This is a genomic window from Burkholderia sp. Bp9099, assembly GCF_003857805.1.
GTDB lineage: Bacteria > Pseudomonadota > Gammaproteobacteria > Burkholderiales > Burkholderiaceae > Burkholderia.
In genome coordinates, this window is record NZ_QTPU01000006.1 from 177961 (window position 1) to 200282 (window position 22322).

Below are 22322 nucleotides of genomic sequence, written 5' to 3' on the forward strand. Positions count from 1 at the left end.
TGATGTTATGGTGGATAGTAGGAAGCCGATATAGTCGAGTCAAGGACGGACAAAATAGGGATTTCCCGCCCCTGTGCCCCGCACCGTGCGGGGGGCGGATCGTGGCTTTCCCGTAGGCCGGTCGTGCACCGCGCGCGTGCGGATTACAATGCCGGTCAGACCGGCCATCGTTCACATCATGAAAAACGTTCCGCACACCGTGACCGACGCCGCCATCGCGACGATCCGCGACCGGATCGAGGCAGGCGTGTATCCGGTCGGCAGCCTGCTGCCGGCCCAGCGCCAGCTCTCCGAGGAGCTGGAGATCAGCCGCGCGTCGCTGCGCGAGGCGCTGTCGACGCTCGAGGCGCTCGGGATGCTGCGCATCCGCGCCGGCAAGGGCGTGTACGTCGAAAGCGCGCAGGCGTCGGCCGCGCATCCGTGGCAATTCGCCGAGCAGTCGTCGCCGCCCGATACGTACCAGATGCGCTATGCGCTCGAAGGGTTCGCCGCGCGGATGGCCGCGCACGTCGTCACCGACGACGACATCGCGTGGTTCGAGGACAACCTCGCCGACCTGCACGTCGCGCTGACCGACAGCGCGCTCGACGAAGCGTCGCAGCTCGACTTCGACTTCCACATGCGGATCATCCATCTCGCGGGCAACGCGGCGATCGAGTCGGTGCTGCGCAGCAGCGCCGACATCATGAAGGAAAGCCAGCGCATGCCGTTCTACCGGCGCGAGCTGCTGCTGTCGACGTGGCACGAGCACCGCGCGATCGTCGACGCGCTGATCGCCCGCGATGCGGCCGCGGCCGGCACCGCGATCGAGATGCACATCGCGAACGCCGCGCAGCGCGCGGGCATCTTCTTCCCGACGCCGGGCACCTGACGCAGCCGCCGGCCTACGGTCGCGGCCGGCGCGGCAGCGGTTCGCCGGTCGTACCGGTCATCCCCCCGAAGGAGCGCGATACGCGAGCGCGCGCTCGATGAACGCGCGCGCCGCGACGCTACGGTACGCGCTCTTGCGCGTGAGCAGCGCGGCCGTGCGCGACGGCAGCGGCGGATCGAGTTCCAGCGCGCACAAGTCGCCGCTCTCGCGCGCGATCGCGTCGGGCAGCACCGTCGCGAGCCGCCCGCGGCGCACGAGTTCGAGCACCGCGCTGACCGTATTCGTCTCGATCGCGATCCTCGGCTGCACACCCTGCTCGATGAAATACCGGTCGATGCTCGCGCGCGTCGCGAACGCGCGGCTCAGTAGCACCAGCGGCTCGCCGGCGAGTTCGGCCGGGCTCAGCGCGCGGCGGTGGCGGGCGAGGCGGTGCGCGCGGCCCGTCACCAGGGCGAGCGGTTCGTCCCACAGCGGCAGCGCGTCGATGTCGGGCGCGCGCGGCGGCATGAACGCGAAGCCCGCATCGAGCCGGTCGTCGGCAAGCTGCGCCTCGATGCGCTCCTGCGGCATCGCGTCGATCGTCAGCGCGACGTTCGGGAAATCCGCATGGAACGCGTCGATCAGCGAGCCGCTCAGGTAGGCCGCGAAGGTCGGCATCATCGCGAGCCGCAGCGAACCGCTGCCGAGATCGGCAACGTCGTGCAGCGCTCGCTGCCCGGTGTCGAGCTCGTGCAGCGCCGCGCGCGCGTGGCGCGCATAGACCTCGCCGAATTCGGTGAGCCGCACCGTGCGGCCCGAGCGGTCGAACAACTGCACGCCGAGCATGTCCTCCAGCTGGCGGACCTGCTGCGACAGCGTCGGCTGCGACACGTGCAGCGCATCGGCCGCGCGCGTGAAGCTGCGCTGCTCGGCGACGGCCAGGAAATAGCGGATGTGGCGGAGTAGCATGGCGGCCCGGGTATTGGTAGAACCAATGGATACCATAAGGATCCAGTCTTGGACGCTATGGTGCGGTTCCCGCATCATACGCACATCCGCTCCCGAGCACGCCGCCTGGCCGCCGCACCGGAGCGGCCCGCCCGGGCCCGCCTTCCCCCGCCCGCGGCACGACGTTGTGCCGCCGCCTCGACCGGGCACCGGCCACGCGCCGCCCGGCGCGCATCGCGCGCATCGCCGTTCCGTCGACGCCGGCCCCGATTTCCGCAACCCCGCGTTGCCGACGGCCCGCGCCGCCGGCCGGCACCGCTGTTTCTTTCGCGACCATGGAACCGCATCAAGACAACCATCCTCCCCTGACCCGCGCGATGACGCTGCTGTTCGCCTGCGCGTGCGGCATCGTCATCGGCAACATCTATTACGCGCAGCCGCTGCTCGCCGCGATCGCACACAGCTTCGGCCGCCCGCCCGCCGAACTCGGCTATCTCGTCACGCTGACGCAGCTTGGCTATGCGGCGAGCCTGCTGCTGATCGTCCCGCTCGGCGACGCGGTCAACCGCCACACGCTGATCGTGCGGCTGCTCGTGCTCAACGTGATCGCGCTGGCCGCCGTCGCGTTCAGCACGAACTTCACGATGTTCGTCGTCGCGAACATCGCGCTCGGCTTCGTCACCTGCTCGACGCAGCTGCTCGTGCCGTTCGCCGCGTCGCTCGCCGACGCGCGCACGCGCGGCCGCGCGGTCGGCACCGTGATGAGCGGGCTGCTGCTCGGCATCCTGCTCGCGCGCGTCGCGGCCGGCGCGATCGCCGACGGGTTCGGCTGGCGCGCGGTGTACGGCATCGCCGCGGCGATGATCCTCGCGCTGACCGGCGTGCTCGCGGTGAAGCTGCCGAAGGATCGCCGCCACGCGCGGCTCGACTACGCGGCGCTGATGCGCTCGCTCGTCGCGCTGGTGCGCGCGCAGCCGCTGATCGCGCTGCGCTCGGCCTACGGCGCGCTCGTGTTCGCGTGCTTCAGCCTGCTCTGGACCGGCCTCACGTTCCTGTTGAGCCAGCCGCCGTACAGCTATTCCGAAGGGCAGATCGGCCTGTTCGGGATCGTCGGCGCGGTGGGCGCGCTCGCGGCGACGTCGGCCGGCCGGCTCGTCGATCGCGGCCACGGCAACGCGGCGACCGGCCTGTTCGCGGCGGCCGTGCTCGCGTCGTTCGCGCTGATCGCGGCCGGCGCGCATTCGCTCGTCGCGCTGATCGCGGGGATCCTGCTGCTCGACGTCGGCGTGCAGGGCATGCACATCTCGAACCAGAGCGTGATCTATGCACTCGCGGGCCACGCGCGCAGCCGCGTGACGACCATCTACCTGACGAGCTACTTCGTCGGCGGCGCATTCGGATCGTTCGCGGCGAGCGTCGCGTACGGCATCGACGGCTGGCGCGGCGTGTGCATCGCGGGCGCCGCGCTCGCGGGCGTGCTGATCGCCCTGTGGCTCGCGTCGCAGCGCATCGGCGCGCGTCAAGTCACGCAATGATCCGGTTTCGCACCAGCCGATGAAAAAGGCACGCTCCGCCAATCGTGGGCGTGCCTTCCTTGCCTTGTTCGCCGTCGCGCGCCATCAGCAGGAGATCATGCCGCCGCGTCCGCGAAATCGATCAGCACCTTCATCGCGCGCTGCCGGTCGCCGGCCAGCTCGAACGCGCGGTTCGCGTCGCGCATCGGGAACACGCCCGTCACGGCCGGGCGCAGGTCGACGCGCTCGGCATTGATCAGCTGCACCGCGAGCGCGAATTCCGCATGGAAGCGGAACGAGCCGCAGATCGACAGCTCCTTCGCGACCACGACGTTCTGCGGCAGGCTGACGTCGCCGCCGAGCCCGAGCTGCACGACGACGCCGCGCGGCCGCATCACGTCGAGACCGTCGCGCAGCGCGCGCGCATTGCCCGAACACTCGATCATCACGTCGAACGTGCCCTTGTCGGCACCGTAGCGCGCGACCCAGCCGGTATCGGCCGCCGCGTTGATCGTACGGTCGGCGCCGAGCGCGCGGGCGATCTCGAGCGGCGCATCGACCACGTCGGTCGCGACGATCTCCGCCGCGCCGTGCACCCGCGCCGCCGCGACCGCCAGCACGCCGATCGGCCCGCACCCCGACACGAGCACGCGCCGCCCGATCAACGGGCCCGCGCGCGACACCGCATGCAGCCCGACCGCGAACGGCTCGGCGAGCGCCGCGAGCGACAGCGGCACATGGTCCGCCACCTTCACGCACTGCGCGGCATCGCACACGAGCGCGTTGCGAAACGCGCCTTGCACGTGCGGCATGCGCATCGCGCTGCCGTAGAAGCGCATGTCGAGACACTGGTTCGGCAGCCCTTCGAGGCAGTAGCGGCATGCGCCGCACGGGCGGCTCGGATTCACCGCGACGCGATCGCCGACCTTCACCGACGTCACGTCCGGCGCGACCGCCGCCACCGTGCCGGCGACTTCATGGCCGAGCACCATCGGCTGCTGCAGCCGGATCGCGCCGAAGCCGCCGTGCCGGAAGTAATGGAGATCGGAGCCGCAGATGCCGCCCATCGCGACCTCGACGCGCACCTGGCCCGGGCCGATCTCGCCCGCGTCCTGCTCCTCGAGCCGCAGGTCGTTCGGCCCGTGGATCACGAGACACATGCAACGCATACGCATGACGTTCCTCCTTTTCTAGACGGCGCTGGTCAGCCCGCCGTCGACGAACAGCGTCTGGCCGTTCACGAAATCGGATGCGGCCGACGCGAGGAAGATCGCCGCGCCGCACAGCTCGTCGACCTGCCCCCAGCGGCCGGCCGGCGTGCGCTTGCACAGCCAGTCGGAGAACGCCGCGTCGTCGACCAGCGCGCGATTCAGCTCGGTCTCGAAATAGCCGGGCGCGAGGCCGTTCGCCTGGATGCCGTGGCGCGCCCAGTCGGCGCACATGCCTTTCGTCAGCATCCGCACCGCGCCCTTGGTCGCAGCATACGGCGCGATCGTCGGCCGGGCGAGCTCGCTCTGCACCGAGCAGATGTTGATGATCTTGCCGCGGCCGCGCGCGATCATGTGGCGCGCCACCGCCTGCGCGACGTTGAACACGCCGTCGAGGTTCACCCGCATCAGCGCGTGCCAGTCGTCCGGGTCGAACGCGTCGAGCGGCGCGCGGCGCTGGATGCCCGCGTTGTTCACGAGGATGTCGATCGCACCGACGCGCGCCTCGAAATCGTCGACCGCCGCGCGCACCTGCGCGTGCTCGGCGACGTCGAACACCGCGTAGTCGGCCGCGAAGCCTTCCTCGCGGAAATGGCGCGCGAGCGTCGCGGCCTTCTCCTCATTGCGATCGTTGATCACAATCGCCGCACCGGCCTCCGCGAGCCCGCGGGCGAGCGTCAGGCCGATCCCGCGTCCGGAACCCGTGATCAGTGCGCGGCGGCCATCCAGGCGGAACCGGTCAAGTGCGTTGTTCATCCATCTCTCCCCGTGCCATCGAGCCCACCGCCGGTCGCGGCCGGTCTCGCGTCGAGGGTATCTTCGGCGCTCGGCCGGGCGTCGCGCCAATGGTCATTTTTGATCCGGTTATCATGAAATCCGATCACCGTTCGCTGCCGCCCGCCCACAATGGAACTCAAGCAATTGCGCGCCTTCGTCACGCTCGCGGAAGAACTGCATTTCGGGCGCGCTGCACAGCGCCTGTTCATCGTGCAGTCCGCGCTGAGCATGCAGATCAAGGCGCTCGAGGAGGAGCTGGGCGCACGCCTGTTCGAGCGCGACCGTCACAAGGTCGAGCTCAGCGATACGGGGCGCGTGTTCCTGCCCGAAGCGCGGGCGACGCTGCAGCAGGCCGCGCGCGCGGAGCAGATGGCGCGGCTGTCGAGCCGCGGCGAGATCGGCACGCTGCGCATCGCGTTCGTGTCGTCGGTGCTGCCGGCGCTGCTGCCGGCCGTGCTGCGCACGATGCGCGAGCGTTATCCGCTGATCGCGCTCGAACTGAAGGATTTGCCGACGCCCGACCAGATCGCCGCGCTGCGCGACCGGCGCATCGATTTCGGGATGATCCGGCTGCCGGCCGCGTATGCGGGCATCGACACGCGCGTGGTGCTCGAGGAGGGCTTCGTGGTCGCGCTGCCGCTCGACCATCCGCTCGCCGCGCACGACACGATTTCACCGTCCGCGTTGCGCGGCCAGCCCGCGTTCGTGCTCGCGCGCCGCTACGCGCCCGGCTTTCACGACGACATGCTGCTCGCGCTGAGTCGCGCGGGCACGACGCTCGAGATCGCGCAGGAGTTCGGGGAATTCACGACGATGCTCGCACTCGTCGCGGCCGGCATGGGGATCGGGCTGATCCCGGCGGAAGCCGCGAGCGCGCTGCCGCCGAACGTGCTCGCGCGGCCGCTCGACCTGGCCGGCCACCGCAGCGGCATCGGCCTCGCGTGGACCGACCTCGACAGCCCGCTGAAGCGCGCGTTCGTCGACGCGCTCGAGCAGGTGACGGCGAACGCCGCGCAATAAAAAACCCGGCCGGGAAAAATTCCGGGCCGGGCTCGTTCGCCACGCAGGCCGCCGTGCGGCGGCCGCGCGACGTGCGGGATTACTTCGCGTTCGCGAATGCGACTGCCGTATCCAGCATGCGGTTCGAGAAACCCCACTCGTTGTCGTACCAGCTCGACACCTTGACGAGGCGGCCCGACACCTTGGTCAGCGTTGCGTCGAACGTCGACGAGGCCGGGTTGTGGTTGAAGTCGATCGACACCAGCGGTGCGTCGTTGTAGCCGAGGATGCCCTTCAGCGCGCCTTCCGATGCTTCCTTCATGATCGCGTTGACTTCCTCGACCGTCGTGTCGCGCTTCGCGATGAACGACAGGTCGACGATCGACACGTTGATCGTCGGGACGCGGATCGCGTAGCCGTCGAGCTTGCCGTTCAGTTCCGGCAGCACGAGGCCGACGGCCGACGCAGCGCCCGTCTTGGTCGGGATCTGGCTGTGGGTGGCCGAACGCGCGCGACGCAGGTCTTCGTGGTAGACGTCCGTCAGCACCTGGTCGTTCGTGTATGCGTGGATCGTCGTCATCAGGCCGGTTTCGAGGCCGATCTTGTCGTTCAGCGGCTTGACGAGCGGCGCGAGGCAGTTCGTCGTGCACGATGCGTTCGAGATGACGGTGTGCTCGGCCTTCAGCACGTCGTGGTTCACGCCGTAGACGATCGTCGCGTCGACGTCCTTGCCGCCCGGCGCCGAGATGATGACCTTCTTCGCGCCGCCCTTCAGGTGCGCGCTCGCCTTTTCCTTCGTCGTGAAGAAGCCCGTGCATTCCATCACGACGTCGACGCCCAGCTCGCCCCACGGCAGTTCTGCCGGGTTGCGGTTCGCCAGCACGCGGATCTTGTCGCCGTTCACGACGAGGTAGTCGCCGTCGACCGACACTTCGCCCGGGAACTTGCCGTGCGCGGTGTCGTACTGGGTCAGGTGCGCGTTGGTCTTCGCATCGCCCAGGTCGTTGATCGCGACGATCTCGAGATCGTGCTTCTTGCCGTTTTCATAGAACGCGCGCAGCGTGTTGCGGCCGATACGGCCGTAGCCGTTGATTGCGACGCGAATCGTCATGGTCTATCTCCTGATGGCTGAAAAAATTCGTTTCGTGCAGCTTCACGGTGCGACGCGCGCGAGGGGTGGCGCGCGTCGCGAATGCTTTTAGGCCAGCACGGCCTTCGCGGTCTCGACGACGTGCTCGACGGTGAAGCCGAAGTACTTGAACAGCACGCCGGCCGGCGCCGATTCGCCGAACGTGTCGATCCCGACGACGCCGCCTTCGAGGCCGACGTACTTGTGCCAGAACGCGGTCACGCCCGCTTCGATCGCGACGCGGCGCACGCCGTGCGGCAGCACGCGTTCGCGGTATTCGGCGTCCTGGCGGTCGAACACGTTGGTCGACGGCATCGACACGACGCGGGCCGCGATGCCCTGCTGCGCGAGCGGCTCGACGGCCTTCATCGCGAGTTCGACTTCCGAGCCCGTCGCGATCAGGATGATCTTGCGCGCGACGATCTCTTCGTCCCAGTCCTTCAGCACGTAACCGCCCTTCTCGATGTTGGCGATCTGCGCGTCGGTGCGCGGGTTGAACGCGAGGTTCTGGCGGCTGAAGATCAGGCTCGACGGACGATCGGCGGCAACCGCGTGGGTCCAGGCGACGGCCGTCTCGACCGTGTCGGCCGGACGCCAGACGTCATGGTTCGGGATCAGGCGCAGGCTCGACACGTGCTCGATCGACTGGTGCGTCGGGCCGTCTTCGCCGAGGCCGATCGAGTCGTGCGTGAACACGAAGATCGACGGGACCTTCATCAGCGACGCGACGCGCAGCGCGTTGCGGCTGTAGTCGGAGAACGTCAGGAACGTGCCGCCGAACGGCTTGTGGCCGCCGTGCAGCGCGAGGCCGTTGATCGCGGCGCTCATGCCGAATTCGCGCACGCCGTAGTTGATGTGGTTGCCGAGCAGCACGCCCGCGCCTTCCGGATTCGCGCGGACCGCCTTCGATGCCTTCCAGTTGGTCAGGTTCGAGCCGGTCAGATCGGCCGAGCCGCCGAGCAGCTCCGGCAGTGCGGCAGCGAGCCCTTCGATCGCCTGCTGCGACGCCTTGCGGGTCGCGACCGTCTCGGCGCGCTCGTTCGCACCGGCGATGATCGCCGCAGCCTTCTCGGCCCAGTCGGCCGGCAGCTTGTTGGCCATCCGGCGCTCGAATTCGGCGGCTTCTGCCGGGAACTTCGCGCGATAGGCGGCGAACGTCGCGTCCCATTCGGTCTCGGCGCGCTTGCCGGCTTCCTTCGCGTCCCATGCCGCATAGACTTCCTGCGGAATCACGAACGGCTCCCAGGTCCAGCCGAGCGCCGCGCGCGTCTTCGCGATTTCTTCCGCACCGAGCGCCGCGCCGTGCACGTCGTGGCCGCCCGCCTTGGTCGCGGCGCCCTTGCCGATCACCGTCTTGCAGCAGATCAGCGTCGGCTTGTCCGACAGCTTCGCCTTCGCGATCGCCGCGTCGACCGCGTCGACGTCATGGCCGTTCACGTTCGGGATCACGTTCCAGCCGTACGCTTCGAAGCGCTTCGGCGTGTCGTCGTGGAACCAGTTCACGACGTCGCCGTCGATCGAGATGCCGTTGTCGTCGTACAGCGCGATCAGCTTGTTCAGCTTCAGCGTGCCCGCGAGCGAGCAGGCTTCGTGCGAGATGCCTTCCATCAGGCAGCCGTCGCCGAGGAACACGTACGTGTGGTGATCGACGATCTTCGCGCCGTCACGGTTGAACTCGTCGGCCATCAGCGCTTCGCCGAGCGCCATGCCGACCGCGTTCGCGAGACCCTGGCCGAGCGGGCCGGTGGTCGTCTCGACGCCCGGCGTGATGCCGTATTCCGGGTGGCCCGGCGTCTTCGAGTGCAGCTGGCGGAAGTTCTTCAGCTCTTCCATCGGCAGGTCGTAGCCGGTCAGGTGCAGCAGCGAGTACAGCAGCATCGAGCCATGGCCGTTCGACAGCACGAAGCGGTCGCGGTCCGCCCAGTGCGGGTTCGTCGGGTTGTGCTTCAGGTGGCGCGACCAGAGCGCGACGCCGATTTCGGCCATGCCCATCGGCATGCCGGGGTGGCCGGAGTTCGCTTGCTGGACGGCGTCCATCGCGAGCGCACGGATCGCATTGGCCATCAGGGTGGTGGAGGCGGGAGACGAAGTCGTCATGTCGAGTCCGGAGAACGAGTCGAGGAAACGGGGGCACGGCGGCATCCGGAAGCTCGAGCGTCAATCGTTCCCGGCGCGCAGTGCGGCGCCTGACGGACGCGAAGCGGACGGAGCCTACGGACGGGGCTGCAAAGCTCGTCATTTTAACAGATGGGCTGACATTTCCCTTGTCGGCGCGTAGTGTTCCGGCACGGTTTTCCGCCAAACCGCCCGCCTCCTATAATTCAGACGTCGGAACTGTCTGCCCGAGCGGCCCGCCCGTGAACACGACCCTTCTCTTCCATCCCACGCCCGACGTCGCGTACGGCTTCCCGAACGCACGCCGGCTCGCGCACGTCGCGTCGCCGCACCAGCACATCGAGGTCTGGGAAACCCCGCAGCTCGGCCGCCTGTTCACGCTGGACGGCCGGCCGATGACGTCGGTCGGCGACGAATACGTGTACCACGAGTGCATGACGCACCCGGCCGCGCTCGCGCACCCGTGCCCGAGGAAGGCGCTCGTGCTCGGCGGGGGCGACGGCGGTGCCGCGCGTCAGCTGCTCAAGCACGCGTGCATCGAGCGGATCGTCGTCGCGGAGCTCGACGACGAGGTCGTCGGCATGGCGCGCCGCTATCTCGACGACGTGCACCAGGGCGCGCTCGACGACCCGCGCGTCGCGATCGTGATCGGCGACGCCGCGCATTTCGTCGCGTCGACCGTCGAGCATTTCGATCTCGTCGTGTTCGACCTCACGCCGCCCGACTCGCCGGCGGCCGGCCTCTATACGCGCGAGTTCTACGCGCGGCTCAAGCGGATCCTCACGCCGTGCGGCGCGATCTCGATGCATCTCGGCTCGCCGGTGTTCCACACGGCGCGCATCGCCGCGCTGCTCGACGACCTGCGCGCGAGCTTCGCGGTCGTCGATCCGCTGTCCGCGCACGTGCCGCTGTACGGATCCCAGTGGCTGATGGCGATCGCGAGCGACACGCTCGACGCGGCCGCTCTGTTTGCTCACGACATCGACGAACGGCTCGCCGCACGCCGCGTGCAGGGCTTGCGCTACTACGACGCGCGACTCCATGCGGCCCTCTTTGCCCTGCCGCGCGCGCTGCGCGATACACTGGGCGTTCGCCGCTGAGCTTCCGGGCGGACGCATCGCTCCGCGGGCGGGCCGCGCTTTCTCGCGCGCCCGACCCGCCACGCGCGGGCCCGGCGCGACGCAGGCGGCCCGCCTGCGTATCCTCTGCCCGGCGCGGTGCCGCCCCGGGCACCCGCGCGCCAATATCCGTTGGACTGCAAAGCATGGGACCGGAGTCACCGCTCAAGCGCCAACCCCGTTCGACAGGAGATTTCATGACCGATCCACGTCCGGCCAACGTGCCTTGGTTGACGCCTTACCTGGCCGTGCGCAATGCGCACGCGACCATCGAGTTCTTCAAGGCCGCTTTCGGCTTCGAATTGCGCGACGTCCTCGACGAGGACGGCGCGATCATGCACGTCGAGATGACCTACCGCGGGCAGCTGATCGTGATGTTCGCGCCCGAAGGCGCATTCGGCTCGATCGCGCTCACGCCGAAGAGTGCGCACGCAACCGCTCCGCAGTCTTTCTACCTGTATGTCGACGACGTCGACGCAACCTGGCAGCGCGCGCTCGACGCGGGCGCGCAATCGCTGACCTCGCCGCAAGATCAGTTCTGGGGCGACCGCTTCGCCCAGATCGAGGATCTCGACGGCTACCGCTGGGCGCTCGCGCGCCGCCTGGCTGCATGAACGGAGCCGCGATACGCATGAGTGAAGCCACCACCACCGCGGCCGTGCCGCGTTTCTTCGTCGAAGCGGCGCTGCGCGCCGATACGACGCTCGCGTTGCCGGCCGACGTCGCGCGGCACGCGCAAGTGCTGCGGCTGCAGCCCGGCGACGCGCTCGCGCTGTTCGACGGCAGCGGCGGCCAGTACCGCGCGCGGCTCGTCGAGATCGACAAGCGCGGCGCGCTCGCGCAGCTCGAAGGGTTCGATCCGGCCGAGGCCGAGCCGCCCTATCGCGTGACGCTGGCGCAAGGCATCGCCGGCGGCGACAAGATGGACTGGGTGATCGAGAAGGCCGTCGAGCTCGGCGTCGCGGCGGTCGTGCCGCTGTCGACGGCGCGCGGCGTCGTGAAACTGTCCGGCGAGCGCGCGGACAAGCGCGTCGCGCACTGGCGCGGCGTCGTGCGCGCGTCGTGCGAGCAATGCGGGCGCAACCGCGTGCCCGACGTCGCGCCGGTACGCGGCTTCGGCGCGTGGCTCGATACGCTGCCGGCCGCGCCGGCCGACGGCGAGCTGCGGTTGCTGCTGTCGCCGCGCGCGAGCATCCCGTTTGCGTCGCTGCCCGACGCGCCGCCCGCGGCGGCCGTCACGCTGCTGATCGGGCCCGAAGGCGGGCTGTCGCCCGACGAGGAACACGCGGCCCGCGCGCACGGGTTCACCGCGTTGTCGCTCGGCCCGCGCGTGCTGCGCACCGAGACGGCCGGCGCGGCCGTGCTGGCGGCGCTGGCCGCGCGCTGGGGCGGATGGTGATGCGTCGGGGCGCGGCCGGCGTGGCATGCGCCCGAAACGACCGACGCCGGCCCGATGCCTGACGCACGTTCGGACCGACGCCGCGCGTGACTTCCCGGCGCCCATCGGCCGGAACGCAGACGCAAAAAAGCCCGCGCGATGCGGGCTTTTTGCCGAATCGGCCGCGCTCGGGCGGCCAGTGGATCCGCGCTTTACGCGAACGAATAGAACACGCGGAACGCGACCTTGCGCTCGGCCCAGAACTCGGCGGCTTCGCGGAACACGTCGAGCAGCGTCTCGCGCCCTTCCTTGTCGAATTTCTGCGCGATCGGCAACCCTTCGAGAACGATCACGAAACCTGGCTGCGCGCCGGCCTTCGCGACGAGGTCGGTCAGGCAGTCGTACAGCGCGTCGTAGTTCTTGCCGAAATGCTTCGGAAACAGGAACGACGTCGCGATCGTCTCCATCACTTCCTGCTTCGACTGCGCGGCACCGCAATACGCGTACAGGAAATGCTGGCCGAGCCGGCCGGCTTCGTCGGCGAGATCCTGCACGCGGAACGCGCGGATCGACTGCACGAGATTGGGTCGCACGGTCGTGAAAAGGCTCATAGGCTCCTCGTTCGATGAAAGCCCGGGCTCGGCTTCCTGTTGCTCCGCCGCGACGCCTGCCTGTGCCGCCGCGTGAAGTTGGATCACGCGCTGAAACAGGTTGCCGTCGCCGGCCGCGAACAGTTCCGCCGCCGCCGTATCGTGCGCGTAGATGGAGTCGCTCATGCCGTTCATCCCGAAGTCATTCAACAATACGTTTAAAACTGTTGTAGTGGTCGTCCGTGTAATAACAGTTGTCGATCCGGCGCAATGGCCCGCCACAGACGATCCGGCGCGCGCCGCGATTGCGCGCGCGCGGCGTCGGCACCGTGTACTCGTGGTAGTAGCCGCGCTTCGCCTTCGGCAGGATCCGCTCGCGGTTGCCGAAGACGACGCCGTCCTTCTCGTACGGATAGGGGCCACCGGCGCCGATCAGGCCAAGCGTGGTCACGGCCTCGCGCGGCAGGCGGGCGGTCGGGATCGTATCGACCCCGCCGACGGCCAGGTCGGCCGAAACGGCCTGCCGTGCGAAAGCGGCGGAAACCAGACTGCCCGTCGGTGTACCGACGATACCCATCGCGAACATCGCGAAGACGGACGCGAGCGCGCCGTTGCGGAGCCACTTGCGTGCCATGAACCAGGGTTCCCGCTGTTAAATCAAGTAGTTGACGACCAACCAAAGGCGTTAGCGTAGCGCTATTGTCCGCGCGAATCAATGTTCGTTTGGGAACCGAAAGGCTGGCTCCGCCCGGAATCGCGCATTTTTCACCGAAAAAAGACTACATTTATCTTACATGAGATAAAATATCCGCGGCATCTCTCGCATGGCAAGACCTGCCTCCTTGCCACGCTCGCTAGCCTAGGGGGAGAGATGCCGCTGTTGCTTATGGGAAGCGCGTTTGCGCCCTGCCCGCGGCGTGCCCATTGCGGGCACGCCTCTTTTTGCTTTTGTTTACAATTTTGCCCGCCGCGCGGCAGCGGTTCGACCGGCGCCGCGCGTTCATTCCGCTCAGCGTGCGGCGTTCACGTCGGCGACCAGCAGCGCCGCCATGTTGACGATGCGGCGAACGGTCGCCGATTCGGTCAGCACGTGCACCGGCTGGGCCGCGCCCAGCAGGATCGGCCCGATCGCGATGTTGTTGCCGGCCGCCGTCTTCAGCAGGTTGTACGCGATGTTCGCGGCATCGATGTTCGGCAGGATCAGCAGGTTCGCGTCGCCTTCCAGCGTCGATTCCGGCAGGATTTCCTTGCGCAGCGCCGCGTCGAGCGCGACGTCGCCGTGCATTTCGCCGTCGACCTTCAATTCCGGCGCACGTTCCTGCAGGATCGCGAGCGTATCGCGCATCTTCTGCGCCGAAGGCGCGTTGCTCGTGCCGAAGTTCGAGTGCGACAGCAGCGCGACCTTCGGTTCGATGCCGAAGCGGCGCACTTCCTCGGCAGCCATGATCGTGATCTCGGCGAGTTGCTCCGGGGTCGGATCCACGTTCACGTGCGTGTCGACCAGGAAGATCTGGCGGCCCGGCAGCACGAGGCCGTTCATCGCCGCGTACACGCTGCAGCCCGGGCGCTTGCCGATCACCTGGTCGATGAAGTGCAGGTGGCGGTGCGTGGTGCTGATCGTGCCGCAGATCATCCCGTCCGCCTCGCCCTTCTTCACCAGCATCGAGCCGATCAGCGTCGTGCGGCGGCGCATCTCGACACGGGCCAGCTGCTCGCTGATGCCCTTGCGCGCCATCATCTTGTGGTACGTCTGCCAGAAATCGCGGTAGCGCTCGTCGTGCTCGGTGTTGACGACCGTGAAGTCGGTACCCGGCGTGAGGCGCAGGCCGTAACGCTGGATACGGTGCTCGATCACCGACGGACGGCCGATCAGGATCGGCTTCGCGAGTTTCTCGTCGACGATGATCTGGACGGCGCGCAGCACGCGCTCTTCCTCGCCTTCCGCGAACACGACCCGCTTCTTCTCCGCCGGCGCGCTGCGCGCGAGCTGGAAGATCGGCTTCATCGTCGTGCCGCTGTGATACACGAATTGCTGCAGGTGCTGCTTGTAGGCTTCCATGTCCTCGATCGGGCGCGTCGCGACGCCGCCGTCCATCGCGGCCTGCGCGACGGCCGGCGCGATCTTGACGATCAGGCGCGGATCGAACGGCTTCGGAATCAGGTATTCGGGCCCGAACGACAGGTCCTGGATCCCGTAGGCAGTCGCGACGATGTCGCTCTGCTCGTGCTGCGCGAGTTCGGCGATCGCGTTGACGGCCGCGATTTCCATTTCACGCGTGATCGTCGTCGCGCCGACGTCGAGCGCGCCGCGAAAGATGAACGGGAAGCACAGGACGTTGTTGACCTGGTTCGGGTAGTCGGTGCGGCCGGTCGCGAGAATCGCGTCGGGGCGCACTTCGAGCGCCAGTTCCGGCAGGATTTCCGGCGTCGGGTTCGCGAGCGCGAGGATCAGCGGGCGCTCGGCCATGCCCTTCACCATCTCCTGCTTCAGCACGCCGGCGGCCGACAGGCCGAGGAAGATGTCCGCGCCGTCGATCACCTCGGCCAGCGTGCGGGCTTCGGTTTCCCGGGCGAAACGCTCCTTGTCCGGATCCATCAGCTCGGTGCGGCCCTTGTAGACCACGCCGGCCAGGTCGGTCACCGTGATGTTCTCGAGCGGCAGGCCGATGTCGACCAGCAGGTCCAGGCAGGCCAGCGCGGCCGCGCCAGCGCCCGACGCGACGAGTTTCACCTTCTTGATGTCCTTGCCGACGACCTTCAGGCCGTTCGTGACGGCCGCGGCCACGACGATCGCGGTGCCGTGCTGGTCGTCGTGGAACACCGGGATCTTCATCCGCTTGCGCGCTTCGCGCTCGACGATGAAGCAGTCCGGCGCCTTGATGTCTTCCAGGTTGATCCCGCCGAAGGTCGGCTCCAGCGCGGCGATCACGTCGACCAGCTTGTGCGGGTCCGACTCGTTCAGCTCGATGTCGAACACGTCGATGCCGGCGAACTTCTTGAACAGTACCGCCTTGCCTTCCATCACCGGCTTCGACGCGAGCGGGCCGATGTTGCCGAGCCCCAGCACCGCCGTGCCGTTCGTGACGACGCCGACCAGGTTGCTGCGCGCGGTGAAGCGCGCGGCGTTCAGCGGGTTCTCGACGATCTCCTCGCACGCATACGCGACACCCGGCGAATACGCGAGCGCGAGGTCGCGCTGGTTGATCATCTGCTTGGTCGGTGCGATCGCGATCTTCCCCGGAGTCGGGAATTCGTGATAGTCGAGAGCGGCTTCGCGGAGCTTGGCTTTGGAGGAGGCTTGGGTCGACATGTGTCTCGTGGCGGGCGGATTAGAATGACTGTTCGACGGCATTGTAGCGCCAATCGAAGGCCGTCAGACCGGCGATTCGGGTGCGACAGCCGCGACATAAATGTACTGAACGGTGCAGGAACGGCACCGCTCGCTGCGTACAATGCCATTCCTTTCACCGCTTCCGGGTTCCTCCGCCGTGCCAGCCGCCCTGTCCGAGTTTTCGCTGATCGATCGCTTCTTCGCGCGCCGCGCGGCCCGGGGGGCGCGTGCGTCGACGCTCGGCATCGGTGACGATTGCGCGCTGATCGCGCCGCGATCCGGAAAATTGCTGGCCATTTCGACGGACATGCTGGTCGAGGGCCGCCACTTCTTCCCTGACGTCGCGCCCGACGCGCTCGGCCACAAGACGCTCGCGGTCAACCTGTCGGATCTCGCGGCGATGGGCGCCGAGCCGCGCGCGTTCACGCTCGCGTGCGCGCTGCCGCGCGCCGACGCGGCGTGGCTCGAGGCGTTCAGCAACGGCCTGTTCGCGCTCGCCGAGCGGTTCGGCTGCGAGCTGATCGGCGGCGACACGACGAGCGGGCCGCTGAACCTGTGCGTGACCGTGTTCGGCGAAGTCGCGCCGGATGCGGCGCTGCGGCGCGACGCCGCGCGCGACGGCGACGACGTCTGGGTGTCCGGCACGCTCGGCGACGCGCGCGCGGGGCTCGGGCTCGCGCGCGGCGAATGGAGCGCCGGCGCGGCCGAAGCCGCCGCGTTCCGGCAGGCACTCGAGCGCCCGGAGCCGCGCATTGCGCTCGGGCTCGCGCTCGCGGGCGTCGCGCATGCGGCGCTCGACATCTCGGACGGCCTCGCCGGCGACCTGCGGCACATCCTGACCCGCTCGAACGTGCGCGCCGAGATCGACGCCGACGCGGTTCCGCGCTCGGCCGCGCTCGCGACGCTGCCGCCCGACGTGCAGCGAAGCTGCACGCTGGCCGGCGGCGACGACTACGAGCTGTGCTTCACCGCGCCGGCCGCGGCCCGCGCCGCGGTCGAGGCAGCGGGCGCGAGCGCCGGGGTTCCGGTCACGCGAGTCGGTACAATACATGCGTTGTCCTCGCCGTCGGAGCAGCCCGCGATCGCGTGGCACGACGCCGCCGGCGCGCCCCTGACTCTCACGTTGCACGGTTTCGACCACTTCCATGCAGACTGACCCGACGACCGCGCAATCCGCGGCCGCGCCAGGCGCCGCCCGCAACGCGCCGCGGCGCGCCACCGTGCGCTTCATGCTGTCGCACCCGGCGCACATCGTGTCGCTCGGCTTCGGCAGCGGGCTCGCGCCGTTCATGCCCGGCACGTTCGGCACGCTGTTCGGCTGGCTCGCGTTCGTCGTGCTCAACCGCTACCTGACGGTGCCCGAATGGTGGGCGCTGATCGCGGTCGGTTTCGCGGCGGGCACGTGGGTCACCGGTTTCACCGCACGCAGGATGGGCACGAGCGATCCGGGCGCCGTCGTCTGGGACGAGATCGTCGCGATCTGGCTCGTGATGCTGTTCGTCACGCCCGCGACCTTCATCGGCCAGTTGTGGGCGTTCGTCGTGTTCCGCTGCTTCGACATGCTCAAGCCGCCGCCGATCCGCTATTTCGACCGTCGCGTGAAAGGCGGGCTCGGCATCATGGTCGACGACCTGATCGCCGCGTTCATGACGCTGCTCGTGATCGCGTTCTGGCGCTCCGTCGTCGGCTGACCGATTTCCCGACTCCCGTTTCCCGACGCGCATGCCAACCGATTCCGTCGTCCATCAGCTTGCGATCCGCGCAGGCAACAAGCTGCGTGACGAGCACCTGTCGCTCGCCACCGCCGAATCCTGCACGGGCGGCATGATCGCCGCCGCGATCACCGACATCTCCGGCAGCAGCCAGTGGTTCGAGCGCGGCTTCGTCACCTACTCGAACCAGGCCAAGATCGAGATGATCGGCGTGCCGCCCGACCTGATCGAGAAACACGGCGCCGTCAGCGAGCCGGTCGCGCGCGCGATGGCCGAGGGCGCGCTGCGCAACAGCCGCGCGCAGGTCGCGCTGTCGGTCACCGGCATCGCCGGCCCGGCGGGCGGCAGCGAGAAGAAGCCGGTCGGCACCGTGTCGTTCGCATGGAGCAACCGGCTGCATACCGACGTCGAAACGCTCGTGTTCAAGGGCGACCGCGAGCAGATCCGCACGCAGGCGGCCGCGCATGCGCTGCGCGGGCTGCTCAAGCTGCTCGACGAACGCGAAGGCTGATTCCCCCGCGCGACGGCAGGGGCGGCCGCCGCCCCTCGCCGCTTACTGGATCGCGTCGGGCTTCACGACGATCCAGTTCTTGTCCGCCGTGACCGGCAGGCCGAGCGCCTTCTGCTGCGCGGCCGATTCGTCCGACCATGCGCGGATCTGCGCCATCTGCTTGTCCTTCTTGTTCACCCACACGCGCACGCCGCCGCGCGCGACGTCGGTCGCGTTCAGCAGCATGTAGCCGTCGGATTTCGGCGTGTCGCCCGCGACGAGCACCGGCTTCTTCCACTGGTCGATCCAGCCGGCGATCGAGCCGAGCTTGCCTTCGTACCACGTCATCGGATTCATCAGGAACGGCGTGATCACGAGATTGCGGTTCGCGGCCTCGTCGTACTTGCCGGCCTTGATCTGCAGCCGCGACGTGGTCAGCGCGCCCGTCGCCGGGTCGCGCAGCAGCGTCGTCACGCCGATCACGTTCTGCGGCTTCACGTTGTAGCCGTATTTCGGATCGGACAGCACAAGCCGCGCGAGCTCCTCGTGCGCGGCGGTCATCACGTACACCTCGATACCGTTCTCGTGCAGCGCGTTGTACAGCTCCTGCATGCCGCGGAAGAAGCGCGGCGGGTTCGCGGTGCCGTCGACGACCTTGTCGCCCTGCCAGTAGCGGATCGGCACCGGCTTGCCGTCGGCGAGCATCGCGTCGACATGGCGCTTCAGGTCGGCCAGCGACAGCCCCGCGAACGCCTGCGCGATCCACGGGTAGCAGACCAGGTCGTCGATCTCGCAGAGCCGGTAGTAGTAGCTCGTCAGCGACTCCTTGTAGTCGGCCGAATCCTTGAACGGGATCAGCTTCAGCGACGGATCGAGCGAGTCGCGCGTCAGCACGCCGCGGTTCTCGAGATACGGCAGCAGCGACTCCTCGAGATCGTAGCGATAGGTCGTGTTGTCGGCGTCGAACACCGCGTAGTCGCCGCGGTTCGCGTGCGCGGCGATCATCGCGTTCAGCGCCTTCGCGCTGTCCGCCGGCCAGTGCGACAGGTCCGCCGCGTGGGCGAACGACATGCACAACGACGCGGCAAGCGCGCTCAGAAGACGTCGGGACAGCTTGGGCATGGCGCCGCTCCTTTTATGACATTCTGGTGACGGATCGATGACAAGCGGCAGCATCGCGCGATTGTGGCGCGGGCATGCGGTGCGCAAGCGACGGGAAGTTGTTCGCGTGCGCCAGGACGGCAAACACGCGAGGCAGGCGCGCGGCCCGCAGATGCGGGTTCGGCATTGAAGGGCCGCCCGGGCGGGCGGCCTGTGGCTCAGCGATATTTCAGCGATGCGCGTTGATCGTATCGCGCGTCTTCTGCGCGGCGAGCGCGGCGGCTTCGGCGAAATCCTCGCCCTTGCTCGCGTACAGGATCGCGCGCGACGAGTTGATCATCATCCCGCTGCCGTCGGCGGTGCGGCCCGCGTTGACGGTCGCCTGCACGTCGCCGCCCTGCGCGCCGATGCCGGGGATCAGGAGCGGCATGTCGCCGACGATCCCGCGCACGATCTCGATCTCCTTCGGGAACGTCGCGCCGACCACGAGGCCGAGCTGGCCGTTCTTCGCATTCCACTTGTTCGCCGCGAGGTCGGCCACGACCTGGTACAGCGGCCGGCCACCCGTTTCGAGGAACTGCAGGTCCGACCCGCCCGGGTTCGACGTGCGGCACAGCACGATCACGCCCTTGCCTTCATGCTCGAAGTACGGCTCGACCGAGTCGTAGCCCATGTACGGGTTCACGGTGACCGCGTCCGCGCGATAGCGCTCGAACGCTTCGCGCGCGTACTGCTCGGCGGTGCTGCCGATGTCGCCGCGCTTCGCGTCGAGGATCACGGGCAGGCCCGGATGCTGGAGGTGGATGTGCGCGATCAGCCGCTCGAGCTGATCTTCCGCGCGATGCGCGGCGAAGTACGCGATCTGCGGCTTGAACGCGCTCGCGTACTGCGCGGTCGCGTCGACGATCTGCCGGCAGAACTCGAAGATCGCGTCGGGCTGGCCGTCGAACTGCACGGGAAAACGCGACGGCTCGGGATCGAGGCCGACGCACAGCAGCGAATTCGTGCGCTGCCACGCGGCGCGCAGCGATTCGATGAAAGTAAGCGGGGAAGACATGGCGGATACTCGCGGCAAACCGTTGATAGACCGCGTATTTTACCCGCGTCGCCGGCGGCCTTCGCGCACGGCGGCGTCGACCCGTGCATCGGCCCGCTCGACGGTGAACGCGAAACGCCGCGTGAGCCGCTCGCCCGGCGCGAGCAGCGTCATCCCGTGCGCGGCCGCGCCGCCCGGCAGGTTCACCGCATTGATCGGATGATCGACCGGCTCGAAGCAGAAGAACGACTCGCCGGGCGGCGTATAGAGCACGTACGCATCGGCGTCGGCCGCGATCGTCAGCAACAGCCCGCGGCGCGGCCAGCTCACCGTCGCGTGGCCGCCCCAGCCGGTGAACGCGTGATTGACGAGCGTCGCCGGCAACGGATACGCGACGCCGAACTGCCAGGCCGGCGGCACGCACACGTGCCGCACCGGCAGGAAATCCGCGCCCGACAGCCACAGGCCGCCCGCGGCCGCAGCCAGCTCGGTCGCGTCGTCGCGCACCAGGAACGGGTGCAAGCCGAGCCCGAACGGCAGCCGTGCGCGCCCAGCATTCTCGATCGTCAGCGCGATCGACAGCGTCGTGTCGTCGAGCGCGAACGACTGGATCGCACGAAACGCGTACGGCGCGCCGCTCGCGCGATCGAGCGACAGCTGCAGCGTGGTGTCGGTCGCGTCGTCCACCTGCCACGGCGCGAGCCAGCCGTCGCCGTGGATCGGCAGCGGCTCGTCGCGGCGGTTGCGCGGCACCGCGACGCTGCGCCCGTCGCATTCGAAGCGACCGTTGCCGATCCGGTTCGAATACGGCAGCAGCGGATAGCACGCGAGTGCGTTCGGGTCCGTCGCCGTCTCCGGGTGTTCGCAGCGTCGGAACACCGGTACCAGCGCACCGTGGTCGCCGCGCCAGTCGAAGCGCGCGATGCCGCCGCCGAGGTGGGGCAGCACGTCGAGCCGCAGCGCCGCGTTCGACAGCGTGACGCCCGCCGCATGCGCGGCGCCGACGCCCTGCGCGAACGTGGCGGTCTGCGGGCCGGCGCTGACCGGCTGCGCGGCGGCAGCCAGGCGCGCACGGCGCGACTGGCTCGTGGACGACGACGATGCGCGCGAGGACGTGGCGGTCATGGTGAACTCCTTTGCTTCGTCGATGAAGCGATACGGATCGTCGCGCGGTGCCGCGCGAACACGGACATCGGCAATCAGGCCCAGCCGCCGTCGACCACCACGTCCTGCGCGGTGATCATCCGGCTGTCGTCGGCCGCGAGAAACAGCGCCATCCGGGCGAGATCGTCCGGCAGCAGCTCGGCGTCGATGCACTGGCCGGCCTTGATCGCCGCCCGGCCCGCGTCGTCGAGCCACAGCCTGCGCTGCTTGTCGGTCATCACCCAGCCGGGCACCAGCGAATTCACGCGGATCCCGAACGGGCCGAGATCGCGCGCGAGCCCGCGGGTGAGGCCCTGCACGGCGGCCTTCGCCATCACGTAGACGGGATAACCGCCGTTCTTCAGCATCCAGCTGATCGAGCCGAGATTGATGATCGCGCCGCCGCCGCGCTGCTTCATGTCGTCGATCACCGCCTGCGCGGCGAAGAACTGGTGGCGCAGGTTCACCGCGATGCCCGCGTCGAACGACGCGGGCGTCACGTCGCCGATCGCGTGGCGCGTGTCGTTCGCCGCGTTGTTCACGAGCACCGCGATCGCGCCGATCCGTACGCGGATCGTGTCGATCGCATGGCGCAGCGCGTCGATGTCGGTGAGGTCGCACGGGAGGAACAGCGGCGCGTGACGTACGTCCGGCGCCTGCGCGAGGCTTTCCGCGAGCGCCTGGCCCGCCTGTGCGTCGAGATCGACGAACGCCACGCGCGCGCCCTGCCGCGCGAAGTGCTCGACGAACGCCGCGCCGATGCCGGTCGCGCCGCCCGTGATCAGCACCGCGCGATCCTCGAGGCTCGGGTAGCGCGCATAACGCGCGTCGCTCGCGGCGCGCGGATCCGGCGCGGAAGTTTCGATGGTCATGCGAATCGTCT

The 22322-nt window shown here is 68.7% G+C and carries 21 protein-coding genes; 9 read left to right on the forward strand and 12 right to left on the reverse strand.

Annotated features, from left to right (window positions below):
- The first annotated feature begins 148 nt into the window (after nt 1–148).
- Complete coding sequence (locus DIE17_RS08610; RefSeq protein WP_185500313.1) at nt 149–871, forward strand: FadR/GntR family transcriptional regulator; 723 nt, start codon at nt 149–151, stop codon at nt 869–871.
- A 57-nt stretch (nt 872–928) separates the two neighbouring features.
- Here the strand turns inward: DIE17_RS08610 and cynR are convergent, their stop codons facing one another.
- Entirely contained in the window at nt 929–1819 is an 891-nt protein-coding gene (gene cynR / locus DIE17_RS08615; protein ID WP_124519981.1) for a transcriptional regulator CynR, read from the reverse strand.
- Nucleotides 1820–2133: 314 nt separating this feature from the next.
- Here cynR and DIE17_RS08620 point away from each other — a divergent pair, with 314 nt between their 5' ends.
- Entirely contained in the window at nt 2134–3333 is a 1200-nt protein-coding gene (locus DIE17_RS08620; protein ID WP_124519983.1) for an MFS transporter, read from the forward strand.
- Nucleotides 3334–3428: 95 nt separating this feature from the next.
- On the opposite strand, the gene DIE17_RS08625 is transcribed toward DIE17_RS08620, so the two are convergent.
- Both DIE17_RS08625 and DIE17_RS08630 read right to left on the reverse strand, forming a co-directional pair.
- Entirely contained in the window at nt 3429–4487 is a 1059-nt protein-coding gene (locus DIE17_RS08625) for an L-idonate 5-dehydrogenase (RefSeq protein WP_124519985.1), read from the reverse strand.
- Between the two features lie 15 nt (nt 4488–4502).
- Nucleotides 4503–5276 carry an SDR family NAD(P)-dependent oxidoreductase gene (locus DIE17_RS08630; protein ID WP_124519987.1) on the reverse strand — a complete coding sequence of 258 codons (774 nt, stop codon included), beginning with the start codon at nt 5274–5276 and terminating at the stop codon, nt 4503–4505.
- 150 nt (nt 5277–5426) lie between these two features.
- On the opposite strand from DIE17_RS08630, the gene DIE17_RS08635 reads away from it, so the two are divergent.
- Nucleotides 5427–6317 (forward strand): LysR family transcriptional regulator, encoded by an 891-nt coding sequence (locus tag DIE17_RS08635; RefSeq protein ID WP_124488256.1) that lies wholly within the window; start codon nt 5427–5429, stop codon nt 6315–6317.
- 79 nt (nt 6318–6396) lie between these two features.
- On the opposite strand, the gene gap is transcribed toward DIE17_RS08635, so the two are convergent.
- Together gap and tkt are read right to left on the reverse strand one after the other, a co-directional pair.
- Nucleotides 6397–7407 carry a type I glyceraldehyde-3-phosphate dehydrogenase gene (gap, locus tag DIE17_RS08640; protein WP_006485712.1) on the reverse strand — a complete coding sequence of 337 codons (1011 nt, stop codon included), beginning with the start codon at nt 7405–7407 and terminating at the stop codon, nt 6397–6399.
- Nucleotides 7408–7494: 87 nt separating this feature from the next.
- Nucleotides 7495–9567, reverse strand: a complete 2073-nt coding sequence (tkt, locus tag DIE17_RS08645) for a transketolase (RefSeq protein WP_044844173.1) — start codon at nt 9565–9567, stop codon at nt 7495–7497.
- 215 nt (nt 9568–9782) lie between these two features.
- On the opposite strand from tkt, the gene speE reads away from it, so the two are divergent.
- The 3 genes from speE to DIE17_RS08660 all read left to right on the forward strand — a co-directional run bounded on the left by speE (nt 9783) and on the right by DIE17_RS08660 (nt 12057).
- Nucleotides 9783–10640, forward strand: coding sequence for a polyamine aminopropyltransferase (speE, locus tag DIE17_RS08650; RefSeq protein ID WP_044844174.1), 858 nt, complete (start codon nt 9783–9785; stop codon nt 10638–10640).
- 215 nt (nt 10641–10855) lie between these two features.
- Nucleotides 10856–11272 (forward strand): VOC family protein, encoded by a 417-nt coding sequence (locus DIE17_RS08655; RefSeq protein ID WP_044844175.1) that lies wholly within the window; start codon nt 10856–10858, stop codon nt 11270–11272.
- 17 nt (nt 11273–11289) lie between these two features.
- Nucleotides 11290–12057 carry a 16S rRNA (uracil(1498)-N(3))-methyltransferase gene (locus tag DIE17_RS08660; protein ID WP_124519989.1) on the forward strand — a complete coding sequence of 256 codons (768 nt, stop codon included), beginning with the start codon at nt 11290–11292 and terminating at the stop codon, nt 12055–12057.
- Between the two features lie 191 nt (nt 12058–12248).
- Here DIE17_RS08660 and DIE17_RS08665 read toward each other — a convergent pair whose 3' ends face one another.
- The 3 genes from DIE17_RS08665 to DIE17_RS08675 form a co-directional block, all read right to left on the reverse strand.
- Nucleotides 12249–12812, reverse strand: a complete 564-nt coding sequence (locus tag DIE17_RS08665) for a barstar family protein (protein WP_044844247.1) — start codon at nt 12810–12812, stop codon at nt 12249–12251.
- 16 nt (nt 12813–12828) lie between these two features.
- On the reverse strand, nt 12829–13260 hold the full coding sequence (locus DIE17_RS08670; protein WP_124519991.1) for a ribonuclease: 432 nt from the start codon (nt 13258–13260) through the stop codon (nt 12829–12831).
- Between the two features lie 375 nt (nt 13261–13635).
- A complete protein-coding gene (locus tag DIE17_RS08675; RefSeq protein ID WP_311766318.1) occupies nt 13636–15978 on the reverse strand; it encodes an NADP-dependent malic enzyme in 2343 nt (780 codons plus the stop codon).
- A 100-nt stretch (nt 15979–16078) separates the two neighbouring features.
- On the opposite strand from DIE17_RS08675, the gene thiL reads away from it, so the two are divergent.
- The 3 genes from thiL to DIE17_RS08690 are packed head-to-tail and all read left to right on the forward strand — an operon-like array spanning nt 16079 to nt 18180.
- Nucleotides 16079–17113, forward strand: a complete 1035-nt coding sequence (gene thiL, locus DIE17_RS08680; RefSeq protein ID WP_124519993.1) for a thiamine-phosphate kinase — start codon at nt 16079–16081, stop codon at nt 17111–17113.
- Nucleotides 17103–17648, forward strand: a complete 546-nt coding sequence (locus tag DIE17_RS08685; protein ID WP_124488251.1) for a phosphatidylglycerophosphatase A — start codon at nt 17103–17105, stop codon at nt 17646–17648. The genes thiL and DIE17_RS08685 overlap by 11 nt, the downstream gene beginning before the upstream one ends.
- A 31-nt stretch (nt 17649–17679) precedes the next feature.
- A complete protein-coding gene (locus tag DIE17_RS08690; RefSeq protein ID WP_044844180.1) occupies nt 17680–18180 on the forward strand; it encodes a CinA family protein in 501 nt (166 codons plus the stop codon).
- Between the two features lie 42 nt (nt 18181–18222).
- Here DIE17_RS08690 and DIE17_RS08695 read toward each other — a convergent pair whose 3' ends face one another.
- The 4 genes from DIE17_RS08695 to DIE17_RS08710 form a co-directional block, all read right to left on the reverse strand.
- On the reverse strand, nt 18223–19281 hold the full coding sequence (locus tag DIE17_RS08695; protein ID WP_124519995.1) for a haloacid dehalogenase-like hydrolase: 1059 nt from the start codon (nt 19279–19281) through the stop codon (nt 18223–18225).
- Between the two features lie 208 nt (nt 19282–19489).
- Nucleotides 19490–20317 carry an orotidine-5'-phosphate decarboxylase gene (gene pyrF / locus DIE17_RS08700; RefSeq protein WP_124488249.1) on the reverse strand — a complete coding sequence of 276 codons (828 nt, stop codon included), beginning with the start codon at nt 20315–20317 and terminating at the stop codon, nt 19490–19492.
- Between the two features lie 39 nt (nt 20318–20356).
- The gene (locus DIE17_RS08705; protein ID WP_124519997.1) at nt 20357–21421 is read right to left on the reverse strand and encodes an aldose 1-epimerase; all 1065 of its coding nucleotides are present in this window, start codon (nt 21419–21421) and stop codon (nt 20357–20359) included.
- A gap of 74 nt (nt 21422–21495) precedes the next feature.
- Nucleotides 21496–22311 carry an SDR family NAD(P)-dependent oxidoreductase gene (locus DIE17_RS08710; protein WP_124488247.1) on the reverse strand — a complete coding sequence of 272 codons (816 nt, stop codon included), beginning with the start codon at nt 22309–22311 and terminating at the stop codon, nt 21496–21498.
- Nucleotides 22312–22322: the final 11 nt, after the last annotated feature.

Excerpts from the sequence above, each read along its gene's own strand:
- DIE17_RS08660 (WP_124519989.1), top strand. The coding sequence starts at position 11,290 with ATGAGTGAAGCCACCACCACCGCGGCCGTGCCGCGTTTCTTCGTCGAA.
- DIE17_RS08670 (WP_124519991.1), bottom strand. The coding sequence starts at position 13,260 with ATGGCACGCAAGTGGCTCCGCAACGGCGCGCTCGCGTCCGTCTTCGCG.
- DIE17_RS08635 (WP_124488256.1), top strand. The coding sequence starts at position 5,427 with ATGGAACTCAAGCAATTGCGCGCCTTCGTCACGCTCGCGGAAGAACTG.
- gap (WP_006485712.1), bottom strand. The coding sequence starts at position 7,407 with ATGACGATTCGCGTCGCAATCAACGGCTACGGCCGTATCGGCCGCAAC.
- DIE17_RS08690 (WP_044844180.1), top strand. The coding sequence starts at position 17,680 with ATGCCAACCGATTCCGTCGTCCATCAGCTTGCGATCCGCGCAGGCAAC.
- DIE17_RS08705 (WP_124519997.1), bottom strand. The coding sequence starts at position 21,421 with ATGACCGCCACGTCCTCGCGCGCATCGTCGTCGTCCACGAGCCAGTCG.
- pyrF (WP_124488249.1), bottom strand. The coding sequence starts at position 20,317 with ATGTCTTCCCCGCTTACTTTCATCGAATCGCTGCGCGCCGCGTGGCAG.
- DIE17_RS08695 (WP_124519995.1), bottom strand. The coding sequence starts at position 19,281 with ATGCCCAAGCTGTCCCGACGTCTTCTGAGCGCGCTTGCCGCGTCGTTG.
- thiL (WP_124519993.1), top strand. The coding sequence starts at position 16,079 with ATGCCATTCCTTTCACCGCTTCCGGGTTCCTCCGCCGTGCCAGCCGCC.
- DIE17_RS08655 (WP_044844175.1), top strand. The coding sequence starts at position 10,856 with ATGACCGATCCACGTCCGGCCAACGTGCCTTGGTTGACGCCTTACCTG.
- DIE17_RS08625 (WP_124519985.1), bottom strand. The coding sequence starts at position 4,487 with ATGCGTATGCGTTGCATGTGTCTCGTGATCCACGGGCCGAACGACCTG.
- DIE17_RS08675 (WP_311766318.1), bottom strand. The coding sequence starts at position 15,978 with ATGCCGTCGAACAGTCATTCTAATCCGCCCGCCACGAGACACATGTCG.
- tkt (WP_044844173.1), bottom strand. The coding sequence starts at position 9,567 with ATGCCGCCGTGCCCCCGTTTCCTCGACTCGTTCTCCGGACTCGACATG.
- DIE17_RS08630 (WP_124519987.1), bottom strand. The coding sequence starts at position 5,276 with ATGAACAACGCACTTGACCGGTTCCGCCTGGATGGCCGCCGCGCACTG.
- DIE17_RS08710 (WP_124488247.1), bottom strand. The coding sequence starts at position 22,311 with ATGACCATCGAAACTTCCGCGCCGGATCCGCGCGCCGCGAGCGACGCG.
- DIE17_RS08665 (WP_044844247.1), bottom strand. The coding sequence starts at position 12,812 with ATGAGCGACTCCATCTACGCGCACGATACGGCGGCGGCGGAACTGTTC.
- DIE17_RS08620 (WP_124519983.1), top strand. The coding sequence starts at position 2,134 with ATGGAACCGCATCAAGACAACCATCCTCCCCTGACCCGCGCGATGACG.
- DIE17_RS08610 (WP_185500313.1), top strand. The coding sequence starts at position 149 with ATGCCGGTCAGACCGGCCATCGTTCACATCATGAAAAACGTTCCGCAC.
- cynR (WP_124519981.1), bottom strand. The coding sequence starts at position 1,819 with ATGCTACTCCGCCACATCCGCTATTTCCTGGCCGTCGCCGAGCAGCGC.
- DIE17_RS08685 (WP_124488251.1), top strand. The coding sequence starts at position 17,103 with ATGCAGACTGACCCGACGACCGCGCAATCCGCGGCCGCGCCAGGCGCC.